The organism is Massilia horti (assembly GCF_004614195.1).
Lineage (GTDB): Bacteria > Pseudomonadota > Gammaproteobacteria > Burkholderiales > Burkholderiaceae_D > Telluria > Telluria horti.
The window spans coordinates 39105-56626 of sequence record NZ_SPUM01000108.1; the positions used below are offsets into that span (position 1 = coordinate 39105).

The 17522-nt window shown below is 65.9% G+C and carries 15 protein-coding genes; 10 read left to right on the forward strand and 5 right to left on the reverse strand.

Translation table 11 applies throughout. The annotated features are described in order from the left end of the window. Positions 1-76 precede the first annotated feature (76 nt). From E4O92_RS16130 to E4O92_RS16160, 7 genes are all read left to right on the forward strand, one after another. Entirely contained in the window at positions 77-694 is a 618-nt protein-coding gene (locus E4O92_RS16130) for an XrtA/PEP-CTERM system exopolysaccharide export protein (RefSeq protein WP_135190759.1), read from the forward strand. 169 nt (positions 695-863) lie between these two features. Beyond that, entirely contained in the window at positions 864-1436 is a 573-nt protein-coding gene (locus tag E4O92_RS16135) for a hypothetical protein (RefSeq protein WP_135190760.1), read from the forward strand. Positions 1437-1485: 49 nt separating this feature from the next. Then, positions 1486-1737: an HPr-rel-A system PqqD family peptide chaperone gene (locus E4O92_RS16140; protein ID WP_167759814.1), complete on the forward strand. Its 252-nt coding sequence runs from the start codon at positions 1486-1488 to the stop codon at positions 1735-1737. Then, positions 1737-2651, forward strand: coding sequence for an HprK-related kinase A (locus E4O92_RS16145; protein WP_135190762.1), 915 nt, complete (start codon positions 1737-1739; stop codon positions 2649-2651). Before E4O92_RS16140 ends, E4O92_RS16145 begins: the two co-directional genes overlap by 1 nt. After that, on the forward strand, positions 2648-3724 hold the full coding sequence (locus E4O92_RS16150; RefSeq protein ID WP_135190763.1) for a nucleotidyltransferase domain-containing protein: 1077 nt from the start codon (positions 2648-2650) through the stop codon (positions 3722-3724). The genes E4O92_RS16145 and E4O92_RS16150 overlap by 4 nt, the downstream gene beginning before the upstream one ends. Before the next feature lie 206 nt (positions 3725-3930). Then, complete coding sequence (pepA, locus tag E4O92_RS16155; protein ID WP_135190764.1) at positions 3931-4824, forward strand: flocculation-associated PEP-CTERM protein PepA; 894 nt, start codon at positions 3931-3933, stop codon at positions 4822-4824. A gap of 154 nt (positions 4825-4978) precedes the next feature. Then, positions 4979-6025 (forward strand): nitroreductase family protein, encoded by a 1047-nt coding sequence (locus E4O92_RS16160; protein WP_135190765.1) that lies wholly within the window; start codon positions 4979-4981, stop codon positions 6023-6025. On the opposite strand, the gene E4O92_RS16165 is transcribed toward E4O92_RS16160, so the two are convergent. The 4 genes from E4O92_RS16165 to E4O92_RS16180 all read right to left on the reverse strand — a co-directional run bounded on the left by E4O92_RS16165 (position 6022) and on the right by E4O92_RS16180 (position 11139). Next, positions 6022-6891, reverse strand: a complete 870-nt coding sequence (locus E4O92_RS16165; protein WP_135190766.1) for a ThiF family adenylyltransferase — start codon at positions 6889-6891, stop codon at positions 6022-6024. The two genes, E4O92_RS16160 and E4O92_RS16165, sit on opposite strands and share 4 nt — an antisense overlap. 55 nt (positions 6892-6946) lie before the next feature. Beyond that, on the reverse strand, positions 6947-7753 hold the full coding sequence (locus tag E4O92_RS16170) for an N-acyl amino acid synthase FeeM domain-containing protein (protein WP_229483425.1): 807 nt from the start codon (positions 7751-7753) through the stop codon (positions 6947-6949). Positions 7754-7838: 85 nt separating this feature from the next. Further along, positions 7839-10619 (reverse strand): XrtA/PEP-CTERM system TPR-repeat protein PrsT, encoded by a 2781-nt coding sequence (gene prsT, locus E4O92_RS16175; RefSeq protein ID WP_135190768.1) that lies wholly within the window; start codon positions 10617-10619, stop codon positions 7839-7841. Between the two features lie 211 nt (positions 10620-10830). Then, positions 10831-11139, reverse strand: a complete 309-nt coding sequence (locus tag E4O92_RS16180) for a hypothetical protein (protein ID WP_135190769.1) — start codon at positions 11137-11139, stop codon at positions 10831-10833. Between the two features lie 144 nt (positions 11140-11283). Between E4O92_RS16180 and E4O92_RS16185 the strand changes: the two genes are divergently transcribed. From E4O92_RS16185 to E4O92_RS16195, 3 genes are read left to right on the forward strand one after another with little or no spacing between them, the layout of a single operon-like run. Next, complete coding sequence (locus tag E4O92_RS16185) at positions 11284-11553, forward strand: MoaD/ThiS family protein (protein ID WP_135190770.1); 270 nt, start codon at positions 11284-11286, stop codon at positions 11551-11553. 1 nt (position 11554) lies between these two features. Further along, positions 11555-12643, forward strand: coding sequence for a WD40/YVTN/BNR-like repeat-containing protein (locus E4O92_RS16190; protein ID WP_135190771.1), 1089 nt, complete (start codon positions 11555-11557; stop codon positions 12641-12643). Continuing rightward, positions 12636-13829, forward strand: coding sequence for an FAD-dependent oxidoreductase (locus E4O92_RS16195; protein ID WP_135190772.1), 1194 nt, complete (start codon positions 12636-12638; stop codon positions 13827-13829). The genes E4O92_RS16190 and E4O92_RS16195 overlap by 8 nt, the downstream gene beginning before the upstream one ends. Before the next feature lie 150 nt (positions 13830-13979). Here the strand turns inward: E4O92_RS16195 and icmF are convergent, their stop codons facing one another. Further along, positions 13980-17267 carry a fused isobutyryl-CoA mutase/GTPase IcmF gene (gene icmF, locus E4O92_RS16200; RefSeq protein WP_135190773.1) on the reverse strand — a complete coding sequence of 1096 codons (3288 nt, stop codon included), beginning with the start codon at positions 17265-17267 and terminating at the stop codon, positions 13980-13982. Positions 17268-17522: the final 255 nt, after the last annotated feature.

A 17522-nucleotide genomic window follows, 5' to 3' on the forward strand; every position in this document is an offset into this window, starting at 1 on the left:
AGCGACTTCTCTAAGCCGCGGCCCCGAGCCGCCCCGAACGAGGCGCCGCCCGGCGGCGCGCTGCAAAAGGATAGGCATGAATATACGCAACGCACTTCAGCGCATGGCGCTCTTCGCCGCCACCATGGCGGCCCTGGCCGGCTGCGCCAGCAGCGGCGGCCCCGCTGCCACCGACGCGGCCCCGCCCGCGTCCGACTACCTGGTCGGGCCGGGCGACAGTGTCAACATCATCGTCTGGCGCAATCCGGAGGTGTCGATGACGGTACCGGTGCGTCCGGACGGCAAGATCACCACCCCGCTGGTGGAGGACCTGCCGGCGGCCGGCAAGACCTCGACCGAGCTGGCGCGCGACATCGAGAAGGCGCTTGCCAAGTACATCCAGCAGCCGGTGGTGACGGTGGTGGTGACCGGCTTTGTCGGCACCTACGACGAGCAGATCCGCGTGATCGGCCAGGCCGCCAAGCCGCAGTCGCTGCCTTACCGCCGCGGCATGTCGCTGATGGACGTGCTGATCGCGGTCGGCGGGGTCACCGAATTCGCCTCCGGCAACCGCGCGATCGTGATCCGCACCGTCGACGGCAAGCAGCAGAAGATGGCGGTGCGCCTGGACGACCTGATCAAGTCGGGCGACATGTCGGCCAACCTGCCGATGCGTCCGGGTGACGTGCTGGTGGTTCCGGAAAGCTTCTTCTGAGCGGTCGCGGCTGTCGATTTTTCTTACAGGAATTTTTATGCCGGCCCGGCAATGGACCGGGCGGGCGTGATAAGTCCTTGATTTTGTTGGGATGCGGTATGTGCCGGCGCGGCTGGAACGGATATTGCTAAGCTTTCTTCGGACAGCACGCTTACCAGGGATCGAACACGTGGACCTCCAAGACCAACAATCAGCCAAGCCCAGCAAGGACGCACCTGCGATGCCGGGACGGCGCCGCTTCGCCGGCGTGGGCGTGATCCTGACACTGGCCAGCGAGCCGGGCATGGCGGCGGTGATGTGCAAATCGCCGTCGGGCTCGCTTTCCGGCGGCTTGCGCAGCAGCCCGGGCGGACAAAACCTCGTCTGCGGCGGGCTGTCGCCAGGCTACTGGAAGAACCATCCCGATGCGTGGCCGCGCGGCGTCTACCCGTACAAGGCGCCCCCCCAACAGGCGACCACCTTTGCCTCGGTGTTCCCGTTCGGCAGTACCAAGCTGTACAGGACCGGGACGCTGATGGAGGTGCTGGAATCGACCGATCCGTCGGAGGATCCCTACAACTTCGGCTTCCACCTGGTGGCCGCCTACCTGAACATACTGAGCGGGAAGATGAACTTCCTGACCGTCGACCGTCTCAAGCTCATGTGGCACGACGTGGTGGCCTATGGCTTCTACGTGCCGACCGCCGGCAGCAAGTGGTATGCCGAGGACGTCAAAAGATATTTGGAGAGCACGGAAAACTGATGCCGGTTCCTGTTTGCGCGCCGCGCGCCCGCCGCAGTGCGTTGGTTCGATGTGGCGGCTGATTCCTGGCCAGTCGCTGGCGCACCGCTGCTGGATGGATGAGTTCGTGGTGTACAACGACCTGTCGGGCGACACCCACCTGTTTGGGGCCGATGCGATGCAGGTGCTGCTGTGCCTGCGCGAGGGGCCGGTGGACGCCGACGCGCTGGCTCTGCGCATTGGCGCCGGCCCGCATGAGCAGGAGTCGCTCGCGGTGCTCCTGGTCGAGCTGGCCGCGCTGTCCCTGATCGAACAGGCCTGATGCAGCCCCTTTCAGCCTTGCCCCCCCACGAGATGCGTACCGCGCTGCGCGAGGGCAGCCTGTGCCTGCAGACCGGCGCCTTCGTCACCCGGGTGCGCAGCACGATCGCGCAGGTGGCCGACGGCATCGGCCTGCTGTACGCCGACTATCCGGCCAGCGTGGCGGCCCCGTTCGCCGATTTCCAGATCCACCTGCGCCGCCCCGCGGGCGTGCGCCGCTGGCTGCGCGCGCAGGTCGAGTTCGACCTGGACGGCACCAACCCGTTCCAGCCGCTGCCGCTGGCGCAGGCGTTCCCGATGTTCGAATGGGTGCTGAACTGGCACATCTCGAGCCGGGCGCATCGCTACCTGATCATCCATGCTGCGGTGGTCGAAAAACACGGCCGGGCCGCGATCCTGCCCGCGCCGCCCGGTTCGGGCAAGAGCACCCTGTGCGCAGCGCTGGTGTGTTCCGGCTGGCGCCTGCTGTCCGACGAGCTGGCGCTGGTGCGCCTTGGCGACGGCCAGTTGCAGCCGGTGCCGCGCCCGGTGAGCCTGAAGAACGGCTCGATCGACGTGGTCAAGCGATTCGCGCCGGCGTCGGTATTCAGCCCGGCGGTGCTTGACACCAGCAAGGGCACCATCGCGCACATGAAGGCGCCCGGCGAGAGCGTGCGGCGCGCGCACGAGACTGCGCGAGCGGCCTGGGTGATTTTTCCGCGCTACGTGGCCGGCGCTCCCGCGCAGCTGGAGCCCATTGCCCCCGCGCGCACCTTCATGCGGGTGGCGGAGAACTGCTTTAACTACAGCGTGCTGGGCGCGGCCGGCTTTCATGCCCTGGGCGAGCTGGTCGACGCGACCGCGGGCCACGAGTTCAGCTACGGGCATCTGGACGAGGCGCTGGCGCTGTTCGAGCGCCTGGCGGCGGCCCCATGACGCGGAAGGTAACCCCGCTGCTGCTGGCCTTGCGCGCGCCCGGCGACATGGCCGCGCTCGACCTGTGCCAGTGGGACCTGCTGCTGCGCCAGGCGGAAGGAGCCGGCATGAGCGCCACCGTGCTGTACCTGGCCGAGGAGCAGGGCGTGCTGGCGGCGCTGCCGGCGCCGGTGCGCGAACATCTGGAGTGGGCCCGCGTGCGCGCCGAACGCCACCGCCGGGCGGTCGCATGGGAAGTGGCCCTGATCGCCAAGACGCTGGCGCCGCAGCCGCTGGTGCTGCTCAAGGGCGCGGCCTACGCGCTGGCCGGCCTGCCGCCGGCGCGCGGCCGGCTGTTTTCCGACATCGACATCCTGGTGCCGGCCGAGCGCCTGGGCCAGGTCGAGGCGGAGCTGATGCTGGCTGGTTGGGTCTCCAATCACCCGGACCCGTACGACCAGCGCTATTACCGCGACTGGATGCACGAGCTGCCGCCGATGCAGCATGCCAAGCGCCAGACCCTGATCGACGTGCACCACGCGATTCTGCCGCGCACGGCGGCGGCCCAGCCCGATCCCCAGAAGCTGCGATCAAACGCGCATGCCCTGCCGGGACATCCGGGACTGCACGTGCTGGCCCCGGCCGACATGGTGCTGCACGCCGCGGCGCACCTGTTTTACGAGGGCGAATTCGAGCACGGGCTGCGCGGCCTGTTTGACCTGCACCGGCTGCTGGTGCATTTCGGCGATCAGCCCGGCTTCTGGGAGCAGCTGCCGGCGCGTGCGCAAGAGCTGGAGCTGGCGCGCCCACTGTTTTACGCGCTGCGCTACGCGGTCAGGCTGCTGCACGCGCCGGTGCCGGCAAGTGTGCTGGAAGCTGCCGCGGCCGGCCGCCCCAACCGGCTGCTGCTGGCGCTGATGGACCAGTTGTTCGAGCGCGTTCTGTTGCCCTTTCACCCGAGCTGCTCTGATCCGTTGAGCGGCATGGCGCGCCTGCTGCTCTACATCCGCGGCAATTGGCTGCGCATGCCGCCACTGATGCTGGCGCGGCACCTGTTCCACAAGGCCGTCATCTCGCCCCGCGCGGCGGCATGACGCACGCTGCGACCCAGGATGAGTTTTGCGGGTTTGTCGGAAAATCTTACATCAATTGCAAGTTGCACTAGGAAAACTAAGTTAAGTCATTGATAGAAAAGGAGAAATGGCAGTTTTCATGAGCTGGCCCGATTCCTGCTTTATGTAGCTCAGACCGTGAATTCGCGGTTGCATGCAACAACTGCTCGAACAACCTGGAGAATTTCATGAAACTATCGAAACTTCGTAAGCACTGGATGGCTGCCGCCGCCGGCCTGGCACTGTCGCTGGGTGTGGCAGCGCCGTCCATGGCAGCGCCCGTGCCGTCCTTCACACTGGCGCCGAGTGCCTTCGGCCTGCCCACCGCCGATTTCGTTGCCAACCATATCATGGGCAGCTCGTCGGAGCTCCTGCACACGACCGCCACCGGCCACTACGGTTCGGGCTGGATGCAGATCAGCGGCTTTAACCTGAACGGTAACCCGCTGCGCGACAGCGTCACCGGCCTGGGCACCTATGAGCTGTACATCACCTACGACCTGGTGGACGTGTGGTCCATGGGTAACCCGAACAGCCCGGGCATGACCAACACCCTGACCAAGCTCGACTTCAAGTTCTGGGTCGATATCAGTCACAACAACGCGTACACCCAGGCGGCCGTCGATGTCGACAACGACACGGGCGTCGAGGCAACGGTGGCCAACACCAGCGACGACATCCTGCTCGCATATGGCAGCCTGATCCAGGGCGTGGCCGGCTTCGACTCGCTCGGCGGCGCTTTCCTGAACTCGATCCAGAATTTTGCCATCTGCACCGGTGCGGGCTCCGCGACCCTGCAGGGCATGCCGGTGACGGGCGCGCTGGCCGCGGGCGCTGCTGACTGCACCTCCGGCATGGGCAACGCATACTTCAAACTGCCGCAGCCGTTCTACGGCCTGGCCTTCGACGAGTTCAACAACACCACCCAGGGCTTCGAGGCCACCCCGAGCGGCCTGGTGGCGATCAACCAGGCTAGCGGTTCGATCGACTTCAACCGCATTCCGGAACCGGGTTCGCTGGCCCTCCTGGGCCTGGGCCTGCTGGGTGCTGGCCTGAACTTCCGTCGCCGCCGCGCACGCTGATCGCGTCGCCCGGCGCCGCGCGCCAAAGCCCGTCGTGAGCGACGGGCTTTTTGCGTTATTTTGTTCACAAAAAAGTGCACACCTACTTTTTTGTGGGTTCAGGTAAAAATCACTGGCGGAGCCAGATGATTTTTACAGACTAAAAGCGACGATCATGAGCCATACGTTTATTGAACAGCTTGCAGCGGTCGGCGCGCAGGCGCCATCGGCCGACAATTGCCAGCCGTGGACGCTGCACTGGACCGGGCGCGCGCTCGAGGTGGCCTATGCGTCGCGCCATCCCGACACCAATGTGTTCGACGCCGACAGCCACGCCACGCTGCTGGCGGTGGGCGGGGTGGCCGAAAACCTTTCGATGGCACTGGCTGCCAACGGAGTGGACGGCGCATGGCGCTGGAGCGGCGGCGCGAGCCAGCCGTACGGCGAACTGGCGGTGAGCGCTCCGCTGCCGGACACCTTCGTGGCGCCAAGCGGGCCGGCGCGGCGCCATACCAACCGCCTGCCTTACCAGTCCACCGCGCTGCCGGCCGATGTGCTGGCGCACGCGGGCGCGGCGCGCGAAGGCGGGAACCGGACCGTGGTGCTCACCGAGCCCGACGCGCGCGAGTGCCTGGTGCAATTGGTGCGTCAGTGCGCACAGGCGCGCTTTTGCAATCAGGACCTGCACCGCTGGCTGTTCGGCAGCCTGCGCCATACGCCGCAAGAAGTGGCCCAGGGCGACGGCCTGGACATGAACACCCTCGGCCTGCCGCCGGGCGGCAGGGCCATGCTCGCCCTGATGTCGAGCTGGAAGCGGATGGAGGCGCTGAACCGGATCGGCGCCTACAAGCTGCTGGCGCACACCGAAACGCAACTGCTGTCGGCCGCGCCGGCCCTGGTGTGCGTGGTCGGGCCGGAAGAGCGCTATGGCACGCTGGACGCCGGACGCCTGCTCACGCGTGTCTGGACCGAACTGAATCTGGCAGGCGTGGCGGTGCAGCCGTACTACGTGGTCACCGACCAGGTCAACCGCCTGTTCGCAGGCACGCTGCCCGCCGGTTTCGACCCGTGGATCTGGATCGCCCAGCGCGACCTTGCCAGGCTGCTGGGCCTGGCCGAGGGCGAGATGCTGCACATGATCCTGCGCGTGGGCTTTCCGGCGCGCGAGCCGGTGCGTTCGCGCCGGCTGCCGCTGGCGCAGCTGTTCACCAGCGCTGATTAGCGCTGCTGGCGCGCGAACTGGCGCTTGCCGATGGCGATCGCCAGTCGCTGGACCGGGTGCCTGTTGCCGCCCGGGCGCCAGGTGATGCTGAGCCGGTTGCGGTAGGCATCGAACTGCATCCCGTAGGGCGCGGCCAGCACCCGGCCGCGGCCGAGCAGGATCTTGAGCGCCTCGGTGGCGACGATGCCGGCGCACAGCTGGCAGGCCATGATGGTCGACGGGCCACGCCGCTCGCCGAAGTTCACCGCTTCGGGCACCACCAGGTAGGGGCGGTGCAGGCCGGCCGGGGCCAGCCCGACCACGAAGCGGATCGCCTTGTCCTGGTCGGGCAGGTCGCCCCACCGGAAGTACTGCTCGAACGTCATCCGTCCCGGCATGAAATTCAGGAGTGCCGCCCCCATGCCAAGCGGTGCGGCGGTGGTGGCCGCGATGTTGCGCTCGGCGCACATCGCGAACGTGCGCTGGCGAATGTCGAAGGCGAAGAAATCGAGCGCATCGACGTACAGGTCGACGCCATCGAGGAATGCGGGCAGGTTGTCCTTGTCGATCCCATCCGGGAAAACCTTGATGTCGATTTCCGGATTGATATCCTTGGCCATGCGCGCCAGCACGTCGGTTTTCGGCTGGTCCAGCGTGGACATCATTGCGCCGACCTGGCGGTTGAAATTGGCGATGTCGAAGCTGTCGAAATCGGCGATATGGAATTTGCTTACGCCCAGCCGCGCCAGCGTCAGCAGGTGCACGCCGCCGACGCCGCCGCCGCCGGCAATCGCCACCCGTTTATTGCGCAGCAGTGTTTGTTCTTCCGGCGTGACCCAGCCGATATTGCGTGAAAATGCCTCTTCGTAGCGGAATGGATTGGTCATCGGCAGCTATGGAAATGCGGGGACAAACAAGGCAGGGAAGGCGCGCGGCGGCGACTCAGGCGACTGCCTGTTCGTCGATCCGCAACAGGCGGTTGATGATGCCGGCCTCTTCTCGCGGCGAAAAGAAATACGGATAAAACGAGCGCTCGGTGGTGTTGGTGCTGAAGGTGCCGCCGTGCTGGCGGATCTGCTCCGTGGCGTAATCCAGACCGACCCGCAGCAGGTAGGCCGGCGCATTTACCCGCGGGTTGGTTTTCATTTCGCCCTCGCGCTCGAAACCGAGCATGCTTTGATAAAAGCGGCGATGGCGCGGATTGACTTCGATGACGATATCGGTGCAGTGATGCAGGTCGCGCGCGTAAATCACGGCCAGGTGGAACAGGTTGGCCAGCGAGATTTTCGAGCGCACCGCCGGATCGAACGCGAGCTTGGTGAACTCGCACAGGCGCGCGCCGCGCTCCCGGTGCGCGTCCAGTTCGTCCTTGAAAACCTGGTCGGCCATCAGCCCGATCGGGGAATCGATGCCGAGGGTGAGGGTGCCGACCACATCGCCCTTGTCGGTGGCGGTCAGGGTAATCCGGTTAGGATCGTCGCCCAAATGGTGGGTCCCGGCATATCCGCGCCACGCGTACATTTTGCTGATTAACATGCTGGCCGAATTACGCCCGTCGGCAGTATCGGTAAGCCGGATCCCATACGAATCTTGGTTCACGATAACGTCCTCTAATTCGGAGGACATTATGTTATCCCGATCATCGAAAACATGAGCGTTCGATAGGGAATCGGGCAAAACGCCATCCGGATCCTTATTAGCTTCAGTCTTTGTCATCGCGGACTTCCCTTGATCGGCGTCGCGCAACATGTGGCAGTCGTTGCGCACGCAGTTCCGGTGCAGGTAGCGCGGCTTTGCGCTCTCTCCATTCTTATGATGGATTTATACTAACAATTTATAAAGTTTTCAGCAACGAACGCGCTTCCTCTTCCTGGGCAAACCGCTTGTTTTGAGACAGCAGTTTATCCAGCTCCTTGCGCGCGCCCGCCTTGTCGCCCGATTTGGACAGGCCATACGCCAGGTGATAACGGATGTCGTGCGACTCCGGGGCCAGCGTCACCGCTTTTTGCAGCAGCGGCAGTGCGCGGTTGGTATCACCCTTTTCGATCAGCACCCAGGCCAGCGTGTCCATGATCTGCGGGATCTCGCCGCCCGCCTTGTAGGCCTGCTCGGCAACGCCCAGCGCGCGCGGGTCTTTCTCTTGCTGGTAGGCCCAGGCCAAGTTGTTCAGCGCTCCCGCATGGTTGGGGGCACGCTTGACCACGTCTTCGAGCATGGCGATCGCCGTCTTGAACTGCTTGTTCGCCAACTGGCTTTCGGCGGCGTACAACGCGACCACCACGTCCTCCGGATGTTCCTTCTGCCATTGCGCGAGCAGCGGTTGCGCGTCGCTGGCCTTGCCGGCCTGTTTCAACGCTTCGGCCAGCTTGAGCAGCAACTGGGCCGACTTGGCGTTCGCATACGCCTTCTGATAGGCGGCCACCGCCAGCGCCGGGCGCTTGAGCAGCAGTTGCGCGTCGCCTTCCAGCACGTAGCCGGCGACGCCAGACTGGCCCTTGGCCTGCTGCAGCTGGCGGGCGGCAGCGATCGCCTCGTCCGGCTTGCCCTGGCTGAGCGCGAGCTGGATCTGGGCGCCGCGCGCCGGCACGAAGTCCGGCTGCAGCTCAACCGCGCGCTTGACGTCGGCGGCGCTGGCGGCGTCGTTCTTCAGCTGGTGGTGTACGTGCGCCAGGCGCAACTGCGCCAGCGCCGATTTCGGCAGCAGCTTGGCCAGCTTGCTGTAGGTTTCCAGCGCGTCCGTAGGCGCGTTGTTGGCAAGCTGGGCCTGGCCGAGCAGGTCGAGCACGTCCGGGTTGCCCGCGTTCGCGGTATACAGCTTGCGCGCCAGCGTCAGCGCCTTGGCCGTCTGCTTGATCTCCAGGTAGTGGCCGGCCAGGCGCAGCGCCGGGGCCACCGCGTCCGGGTTGGCGTCGCTGGCCTTTTCCAGCCACGTGGTCGCATCAGCCGTCCGTTTCTGCAGCAGCGCCAGGTCGGCCATGGCCGTCATCGCCTCGGCGTTCTTGGGGTCCTTGGCGAGCATGGTCTCGAAACGCTGCCTGGCCGAATCCGGCTTCTTGTCCACCAGGTCCAGCCGGGCCAGGTTGGCCACGGCCGGGAAGAAGGTCGGCTGCAGCGCCACCGCCTGCTCGAACGTGGCGCGGGCTGCTGCGCGATCGCCCTTGGCCAACAGGACCAGGCCTTGCAGATTCTGCGCCTGCGGGTTGTCCGGCTGCTGCTTGGCGAGCGCCTTGGCGGCCGCCAGCGCCTTGTCGTAGTTCTTCATGCTCAGCTGGGCCTGCACCAGCGCCACGGCCGCGTTCGACGACTTGGGATCGAGCTCGGCGGCCAGTTCCAGTTCGCTCAGGCCTTTTTCGCGATCGCCCTGGCCCAGGTGCGACAGGCCGAGCGAGGTGTGCAGCGCCGCCGCCTTGGGTGCCAGCGCGGCAGCCTTTTCCAGGTAAGCGGTCGCGTTCTTGAAGTCGCGTGTCTGCATGGCCGACTGCCCGGCCATCGCCAGCAGTTGCGGGTCCTGGCTCGCTTCCTTCAGGGCCGGGGCCAGGGTTGCCGCGGCGTTGTTCGGCTGGGCGCTCTTGAGCTGGGCCTGGGCCAGCAGCTTGCGCGCGAAGACATTGTTCGGATCGTTCTCCAGGTACTTGCGCAGGTGCTGCTCGGCCTGCTGGGTCGATCCCAGGTTCAGCTCGGTCGCGCCGGCCAGGAGGATGGTCGGCGGGTGGTCGGGCGCGACCCGCAGCACCTTTTGCAGCGATTCCTGCGCCGCCGCGAACTTGCCCTGGTTGAAGTCGAGCAGGGCTTGGGTATAGAGCACCAGCGGGTTGTTGGGCGTGATCTTGCGGGCCGCGACGAGGTCGGCCTGGGCCGCGTCATACTTGTTCAGGCTGATTTCGACATAGGCGCGGTCGAGGTGGGCAAAGCGATGGTCCGGCTTGAGCTTGAGTACCTGGTCATAGGCCGCCAGCGCCTCGTCCAGCTTGCCCTCGGTGCGCAGCAGGGCGCCCTTGAACATGGCCACTTCCGCATTGTTCGGCGCCTTGGCGGCGGCCTCGTCGGCGTAGCGGTGCGCGGCCGCGTTGTCCTTGTCCTGCATGGCCAGGCGCGCCAGGCCGATGTAGGCCTCGGCGTTGTCGGCCTTGAGCGCCAGCGCCTGCTCGTAGGCCTGTTTGGCCTCGCCACCCTTGCCCAGCGCGAGCAGTGCATCGCCGCGCGCCACCAGCAGCTCGGCCGAGTTTGCAGCCAGCGCCGGCGTCACCTCGTCCAGCACCGTCTGGTATTGGACCTGTCCCAGCAGCGCCTTGGCCAGGCCAGGCAGGCTGCGCTGCGGGGCGATGCCGAGCGAAGCGGCCTTGCGCAGTTCCTTCTCTGCCGAGACGTTATCGCTCATATCGAGGTAATGCATGCCCAGCGCCAGGCGGGCCTCGCCATCCTGCGGATTCTTTTCGACCGCGTTCTTGAACTGGATCAGCGCGGCTTTTTGGTCGCCCTTTTGCTGGTACTGCTTGGCCTCGGCCAGCAGTGAGGCGGAGGATTCGTCGCGGTGGCAACCGGCCAACCCGGCACCCAGCAGGAAGGCGCCGCAGACGGCGGCCGTCAGTTTGTGTTTCTTGGCAAGACTCGGCATGTCGATTCCTTTGTAATGTGCACAACGATCGCTCCGCCAACGAGCGGCAGTTTCCTGACCGGAAATAATAACCCAAGGAATCGCTTGCAACCCGCACAAGATAATTAATTGTTGTAAAACTTTCCTTGCCGGAGGGAATTTGAGGGGCGTGCGGGAACTGCCGGACCCAAGCGGCGGACTAAGACAGGTGAGCTCGTTTTGAAGCGAGGTCTTACTGGTTGGGCTTGCGCAGACGTGACAGCAGGGCTTCGACACTGTCCCCGACCGGCAGGCCGTGGCGGCGCAGCAGTTGCACGTGCAGTACGAGGTTTTCGAGCACCAGCTTGGCCGAGACCGCGAGCAGGGTCATCAAGCGGTCTTCGGTGCTGAAGTTTTCCATGGCGGCAGCCATTTCGCACAAATGGTTGGCGACGAGGTTGCGCAAGTCTTCCTCGGGAAACGGCAGGTCGGCGAAGTCGATCGGGTCTTCCTGCTCGACTTCGTGCATCAGCGCTGCGAGTTGTTCCGGCTTGATCGGCATGCTGCGCTCCGTGGTGGCGATGGAGTCATTCTAGGCCAGCGGCCGGTCGTGTGGCCACCATCCGGAGCAGCAAGTTTTTGATGGCGGAACGGTAACAACAAGTCTAGAATCTGTCGGCGGGAAAATTGAACGGAAGGCAAGGCGATGGCGCAGGTGTTCTTTACGCAGCAATTGGCGCGATTCACCACGGTGCCGCAGGTCGACACCGCGGCCACGCAGTTGCGCGCAGGCCTGGACAGTGCATTCGCCGTCAACCCGCTGCTGCGCGGCTACGTGCTCGACGAGCAGGGCTGCCTGCGCGAGAACGTGGTGATTTTCATCGATGGCAGGCGCGTATCCGACCACATGCGCCTGGACGATCCACTTCAACCGGATAGCAAGGTGTACGTGCTACAGGCACTTTCAGGAGGCTGAGATGAGCGAACGAGCATACCTGTCGACCCGCAAGGGCTTGTTTGAACTGGCCCGCAAAAACGGGCGCTGGGAATTCGGCCCCGTGCATTTTCTCGGCGACCCGGTGACGATGACGCTGCCCGACCCGCGCGACGGCAGCCTGTATGCCGCGCTGAACCTGGGCCACTTCGGCGTCAAGCTGCACCGGCGCGACGCCGGCAGCGACAGCTGGACCGAAGTGGCGATGCCCGCCTATCCACCCAAGCCGGCGGATAGCGACGACCCGGTCGATTGGACCAACAAGATGATCTGGTCGCTGGAAGCCGCCGGGCCGGACCAGCCCGGCGTGCTGTGGGCCGGAACGTTGCCGGGGGGCCTGTTCAAGTCGGTCGACCGCGGCGCGTCGTGGGAACTGATGCGTACGTTGTGGGACGTGCCCGACCGCCGCGAGTGGGGCGGCGGCGGCTACGACACGCCGGGCATTCACAGCATCTGCGTCGATCCTCGCGACAGCCGCCGCCTGCTGGTGGCGATGTCCAGCGGTGGCGCCTGGCGCAGCGAGGACGGCGGCGAAAGCTGGAACGTGAGTTGCGCCGGCATGCGCGCCGCATACGTGCCGCCCGAAATGGCCGAGAAGCCATCCGTGCAGGATCCGCACCGGGTAGTGCGTTCGCCCGGGGCGCCCGACGCCTTGTGGTGCCAGCATCACAGCGGCATGTTCCGCTCGGCGGACGGCGGGCACCGCTGGGAGGAGATTACAGCCCCGGCCCTGTCGCATTTCGGGTTCGCGGTCGCGGCCCATCCAACCGATCCGAATACCGCCTGGTTCGTGCCGGCCCAGGCCGACCAGCGCCGGGTCCCGGTCGACGCCGCGCTGGCGGTCACGCGCACCGTTGACGGCGGCCGGACCTTCGAAGTGTTGCGGGAGGGGCTGCCGCAGGAGCACTGCTACGACCTGATCTACCGCCACGCCCTGGCGGTGGCTGGCGACGGGCGCACGCTGTTGATGGGCTCGACGACCGGCGGGGTGTGGCTGTCGGAGAACGGCGGTGACAGCTGGCAAACCATCTCGACTTCGCTGCCACCGGTCTACGCCGTGCGCTTTGGCTAGCGGCCGTCCCGAGATCGGCATCGTCGGCGCCGGAACGGCCGGCCTTGCCACCGCCATCGCCTTCGCCAGAAGCGGGCACGCGGTCTCGGTGTTCGAAAAGCACCCGTGCCTGGCGCCGCTGGGCGCCGGACTGCTGATCCAGCCACAAGGGGTTGCGGCGCTGGACGCGCTCGGGGTGGGCACTGCCTTTAGAAGCGCCAGCGTGCCGGTCACGCGGCTCCTGGGCACCTGCCACCGCGACTGGACCCTGGTCGACATTTCCTATGACGGGACCGAAGCGCGCGGGGTCAGCCGGGGAGCCTTGTCGCAGCTCTTGCTGGAGGCGGCGCTTGCGGCCGGCGTGCAGGTCAGGTACGACAGCGCGGTGGAGGCGATCGTGCCGCAAGCCACGCGCCCGCTGCTGCAGACGCAGGAGGGCGAGCAGCGTTTCGACCTGATCGTGATCGCCGACGGCGCGGCCTCCCGGCTGCCGGCCCAGGTTGGCCTGGCCGTCAAATCGTCAGTGTACGAGTGGGGCGCGCTGTGGGCCATGTTCGACGTGGAGCACTGGCCAGACGAAGCCTTGCTCGAGCAGCGGTACCGAACCACGCGCCAGATGTACGGGCTGATGCCGACTGCGCGGGTGGACGGCAAGCTGCGCCTGTCCATGTTCTGGAGCCTGCGTTGTGACCAGTACGACGCGTGGAAGAACCGCTTGATCAGCGACTGGAAGGAAGAACTGCTTGGTTTGTGGCCGCAGTCCGCGCCGGTGGTGGACCAGATAGACAGCCACGACCAGTTTGCGTTTGCCACTTACCGCCATGCGCGGGCCAAACGGCTGGCCGGCGGACCGGTGTGCGTGGTCGGCGACGCGGCCCATGCGATGAGCCCGCAGCTCGGCCTGGGCGCCACGCTGGCGGTGCAGGACGCGCTGGTGCTGGCGCGGGAAGTCGCGCGGCATGGCGTGCTCGCAGGCGCGGCGAGCTACTCACGGCGCCGGCTGTGGGCGGTGCGCGGCTACCAGTCGCTCAGCAAGGCGCTGACTCCGTGTTTTCAGGCGGATGGGACGGGACTGTGGCGGGACTTGCTGTTTGCGGCCGGGCTGAAGGTGCCCGGTGTGCGGCGGCTTATGTACCGCAGCATCGCTGCGCCGGCCGCCAAGAACCGGCGCTATGTTGGCTCAATCGGAGCAGCGAACACCGAATAAGGCCGTGCGGCTTATCGGAGGGTGTAGGGTGCGCACCTGTGCGCATGCGGTCAAGGCTCGCTGACTTGCGGCCGCAGCTCCACTACGCAACCTTCGCGAACCGCGTGCGCACAGGTGCGCACCCTACGCCTCCTGCAAACTGTCGTGGCCTTACATATTCCGGCGATACTGCCCGCCGACCTCGAACAGCGCGTTGGTGATCTGGCCGAGCGAGCACACGCGCACCGCGTCCATCAGCTTGTCGAACACGTTGCGATTGTCGATCGCGGCCTGCTGCAGGGCGGCCAGCGCTGCCGGGCTTTCATTGGCATGGCGCCGCTGGAAGTCCTCAAGGCGCGTCAACTGCGACTGCTTTTCCTCATCCGTCGAACGCGCCAGCTCGATCGTCGCCGGGGCCGATGCGCCGTGCGGATTGCGGAAGGTGTTCACGCCGATGATCGGCAGGCTGCCGTCGTGCTTCTTGTGCTCGTACAGCATCGACTCTTCCTGGATCTTGCCGCGCTGGTAGCCGGTCTCCATCGCGCCCAGCACGCCGCCGCGTTCGGCGATGCGCTCGAATTCCTGCAGCACTGCTTCCTCGACCAGGTCGGTCAGTTCGTCCATGATGAACGAACCCTGGTTCGGGTTCTCGTTCTTCGCCAGGCCCCATTCGCGGTTGATGATCAGCTGGATCGCCAGCGCGCGCCGCACCGATTCGTCGGTCGGGGTGGTGATCGCCTCGTCGTAGGCATTGGTGTGCAGCGAGTTGCAGTTGTCGTAGATCGCGATCAGCGCCTGCAGCGTGGTGCGGATGTCGTTGAAGTCGATCTCCTGCGCGTGCAGCGAGCGGCCGGAAGTCTGGATGTGGTACTTGAGCTTCTGGCTGCGCTCGTTGGCGCCGTATTTGTCGCGCATCGCCACCGCCCAGATGCGGCGCGCCACGCGTCCCAGCACCGTGTATTCGGGGTCCATGCCGTTGGAGAAGAAGAACGACAGGTTGGGCGCGAAGTCGTCGATGTGCATGCCGCGCGCGAGGTAGGCTTCGACAAAAGTGAAGCCGTTCGACAGCGTGAACGCAAGCTGCGAGATCGGGTTCGCGCCCGCTTCGGCGATGTGGTAGCCGGAGATCGACACCGAGTAGAAGTTGCGCACCTGGTGGTGCACGAAGTATTCCTGGATGTCGCCCATCACTTTGAGCGAGAACTCGGTCGAGAAGATGCAGGTGTTCTGCCCCTGGTCTTCCTTGAGGATGTCGGCCTGCACCGTGCCGCGCACGTTGGCCAGCACCCAGGCGCGGATCTTGGCCGTCTCGTCCTCGGTCGGCTGGCGGCCGTTGTCCTTGACGAACTTGTCCATCTGCTGGTCGATGGCGGTGTTCATGAACATCGCCAGGATCGCCGGCGCCGGGCCGTTGATGGTCATCGAGACACTGGTAGCGGGGCTGCACAGGTCGAAGCCGTCGTACAGCACCTTCATGTCGTCCAGCGTGGCGATCGATACGCCCGAGTTGCCGACTTTGCCGTAGATGTCGGGACGCAGCGCCGGGTCGGAGCCGTACAGGGTGACCGAGTCGAACGCGGTCGACAGGCGCTTGGCGTCCATACCCGTCGACACCAGCTTGAAGCGGCGGTTGGTGCGGAAGGCGTCGCCTTCGCCGGCGAACATGCGGGTCGGGTCTTCGTTCTCGCGCTTGAAGGCAAACACGCCTGCAGTGTACGGGAACGAGCCGGGCACGTTCTCCAGCATCAAAAAGCGCAGGATTTCGCCGTGGTCCTCGTAGCGGGGCAGGGCGACCTTGCGGATCGGGTTGCCGGACAGGGTCTTCTGAACCAGGCTGGTGCGGATTTCCTTGTCGCGGATCTTGACCACGTACTCCTCGCCGGCGTACGCGGCCTGCATGTCGGGCCACATCGCCAGGAGCTTCTTGGCGCCGCCGTCCAGGGCGTTGTCGCGGTCCAGAATCAGGTCGTCGAAATTGGCGTCCTTGCCGGCGGCGGCCAGCATGCGCTTGGCCTCTTGCAGCTGCTGGCGCTCGCGTGCGAGCCCGACCTGCCTGCGCACCTGCTTGTGGTAGCCGCGCACGGAGTCGGCGATCTCGGCCAGGTAGCGGCTGCGCGCCGCGGGCACGATCACGTTCTGCGCGCCCGAATACTTCTGGCTCGGGACCGGCAGGCGCGACGGCTGCAGCGCCAGCCCCAGTTCGCCAAGGCGCGGCAGCAGGCCGTGGTACAGGGCGGTGACGCCGTCGTCGTTAAAGCGCGATGCCTGGGTGCCGTAGACCGGCATTTCATCCGGGCTCTTGCTCCACAGTTCGCGGTTGCGCTGGTACTGCTTGGCGACGTCGCGCAGCGCGTCCTGGGCGCCCTTGCGGTCGAACTTGTTGATCGCGACGACGTCGGCGAAATCGAGCATGTCGATCTTTTCGAGCTGGGAGGCGGCGCCGAATTCCGGCGTCATCACGTACATCGACAGGTCCACGTGCGGCACGATGGCGGCGTCGCCCTGGCCGATGCCGGAGGTCTCGACGATCACCAGGTCGAAGCCGGCCACCTTGCAGGCCGCGATCACGTCCGGCAGCGCCTGCGAGATTTCGGAGCCGGCGTCGCGCGTGGCGAGCGAGCGCATGAACACGCGCGCCTGGCCGTGCCAGGGGTTGATCGCGTTCATGCGGATGCGATCGCCCAGCAGGGCGCCGCCGGACTTGCGGCGCGAGGGGTCGATCGAGACCACGGCGATGTGCAGGCGGTCGCCCTGGTCCAGGCGAATGCGGCGGATCAGTTCATCGGTGAGCGAGGACTTGCCCGCGCCGCCGGTGCCGGTGATGCCGAGCACCGGCACCTTGCAGCCTTCGGCGGCATCAAAAATCTGCTTGCGCAGCGCGGGATCAAGCTTGCCGTTCTCCAGCGCGGTGATCAGCTGCGCCAGCGGGCGGTGGCGCTCTTCGATCGGCCCGTTGCGCAGTGCGTCGATGGTGGTCGGCGCATAGCCCGACAGGTCGACGTCGCAGGCGTGCAGCATCGAGCGGATCATGCCCACCAGCCCCATGCGCTGGCCGTCTTCCGGGCTGAAGATGCGGGTGACGCCATAGGCGTGCAGTTCCTCGATCTCGTGCGGGACGATCACGCCGCCGCCGCCGCCGAACACCTTGATGTGCGCGCCGCCGCGCTGGCGCAGCAGGTCGATCATGTACTTGAAGTATTCGACGTGGCCGCCCTGGTAGCTGGAGACCGCGATGCCTTGCGCGTCTTCGGCCAGGGCCGCGGTCACCACTTCGTCGACCGAGCGGTTGTGGCCGAGGTGGATCACTTCGGCGCCATTGCTCTGCAAAATGCGGCGCATGATGTTAATCGAGGCGTCGTGGCCGTCGAACAGCGAGGCGGCGGTGACGAAACGCACCTTGTTCGCCAGTTTGGGCTGCTCCGGCAGGTCGAGCTTGGCGGCGGGAGTGATGTCGTTCATGGTGTTCCTTCGGGTGTCGGAAGCGGACAGGTATGTTAGGTACGGTATATGACGTTAACGTAAACGTCAAGAATGGATATTGGCCGGGCGCACATGTGTTGCACCGCAGGCGAGTCTTCCGCCCGCGGTGCAACCGGCACTATCAGGCGGCGCGTTTTTTCGCGGCGCGACTCAGCAGTTCGGCCTGTTTCGCGCGGTAGGTGGCCACGGCTTGTTCCTTCACGTGGCCGAAGCCGCGGATCTGCTCCGGCAGGC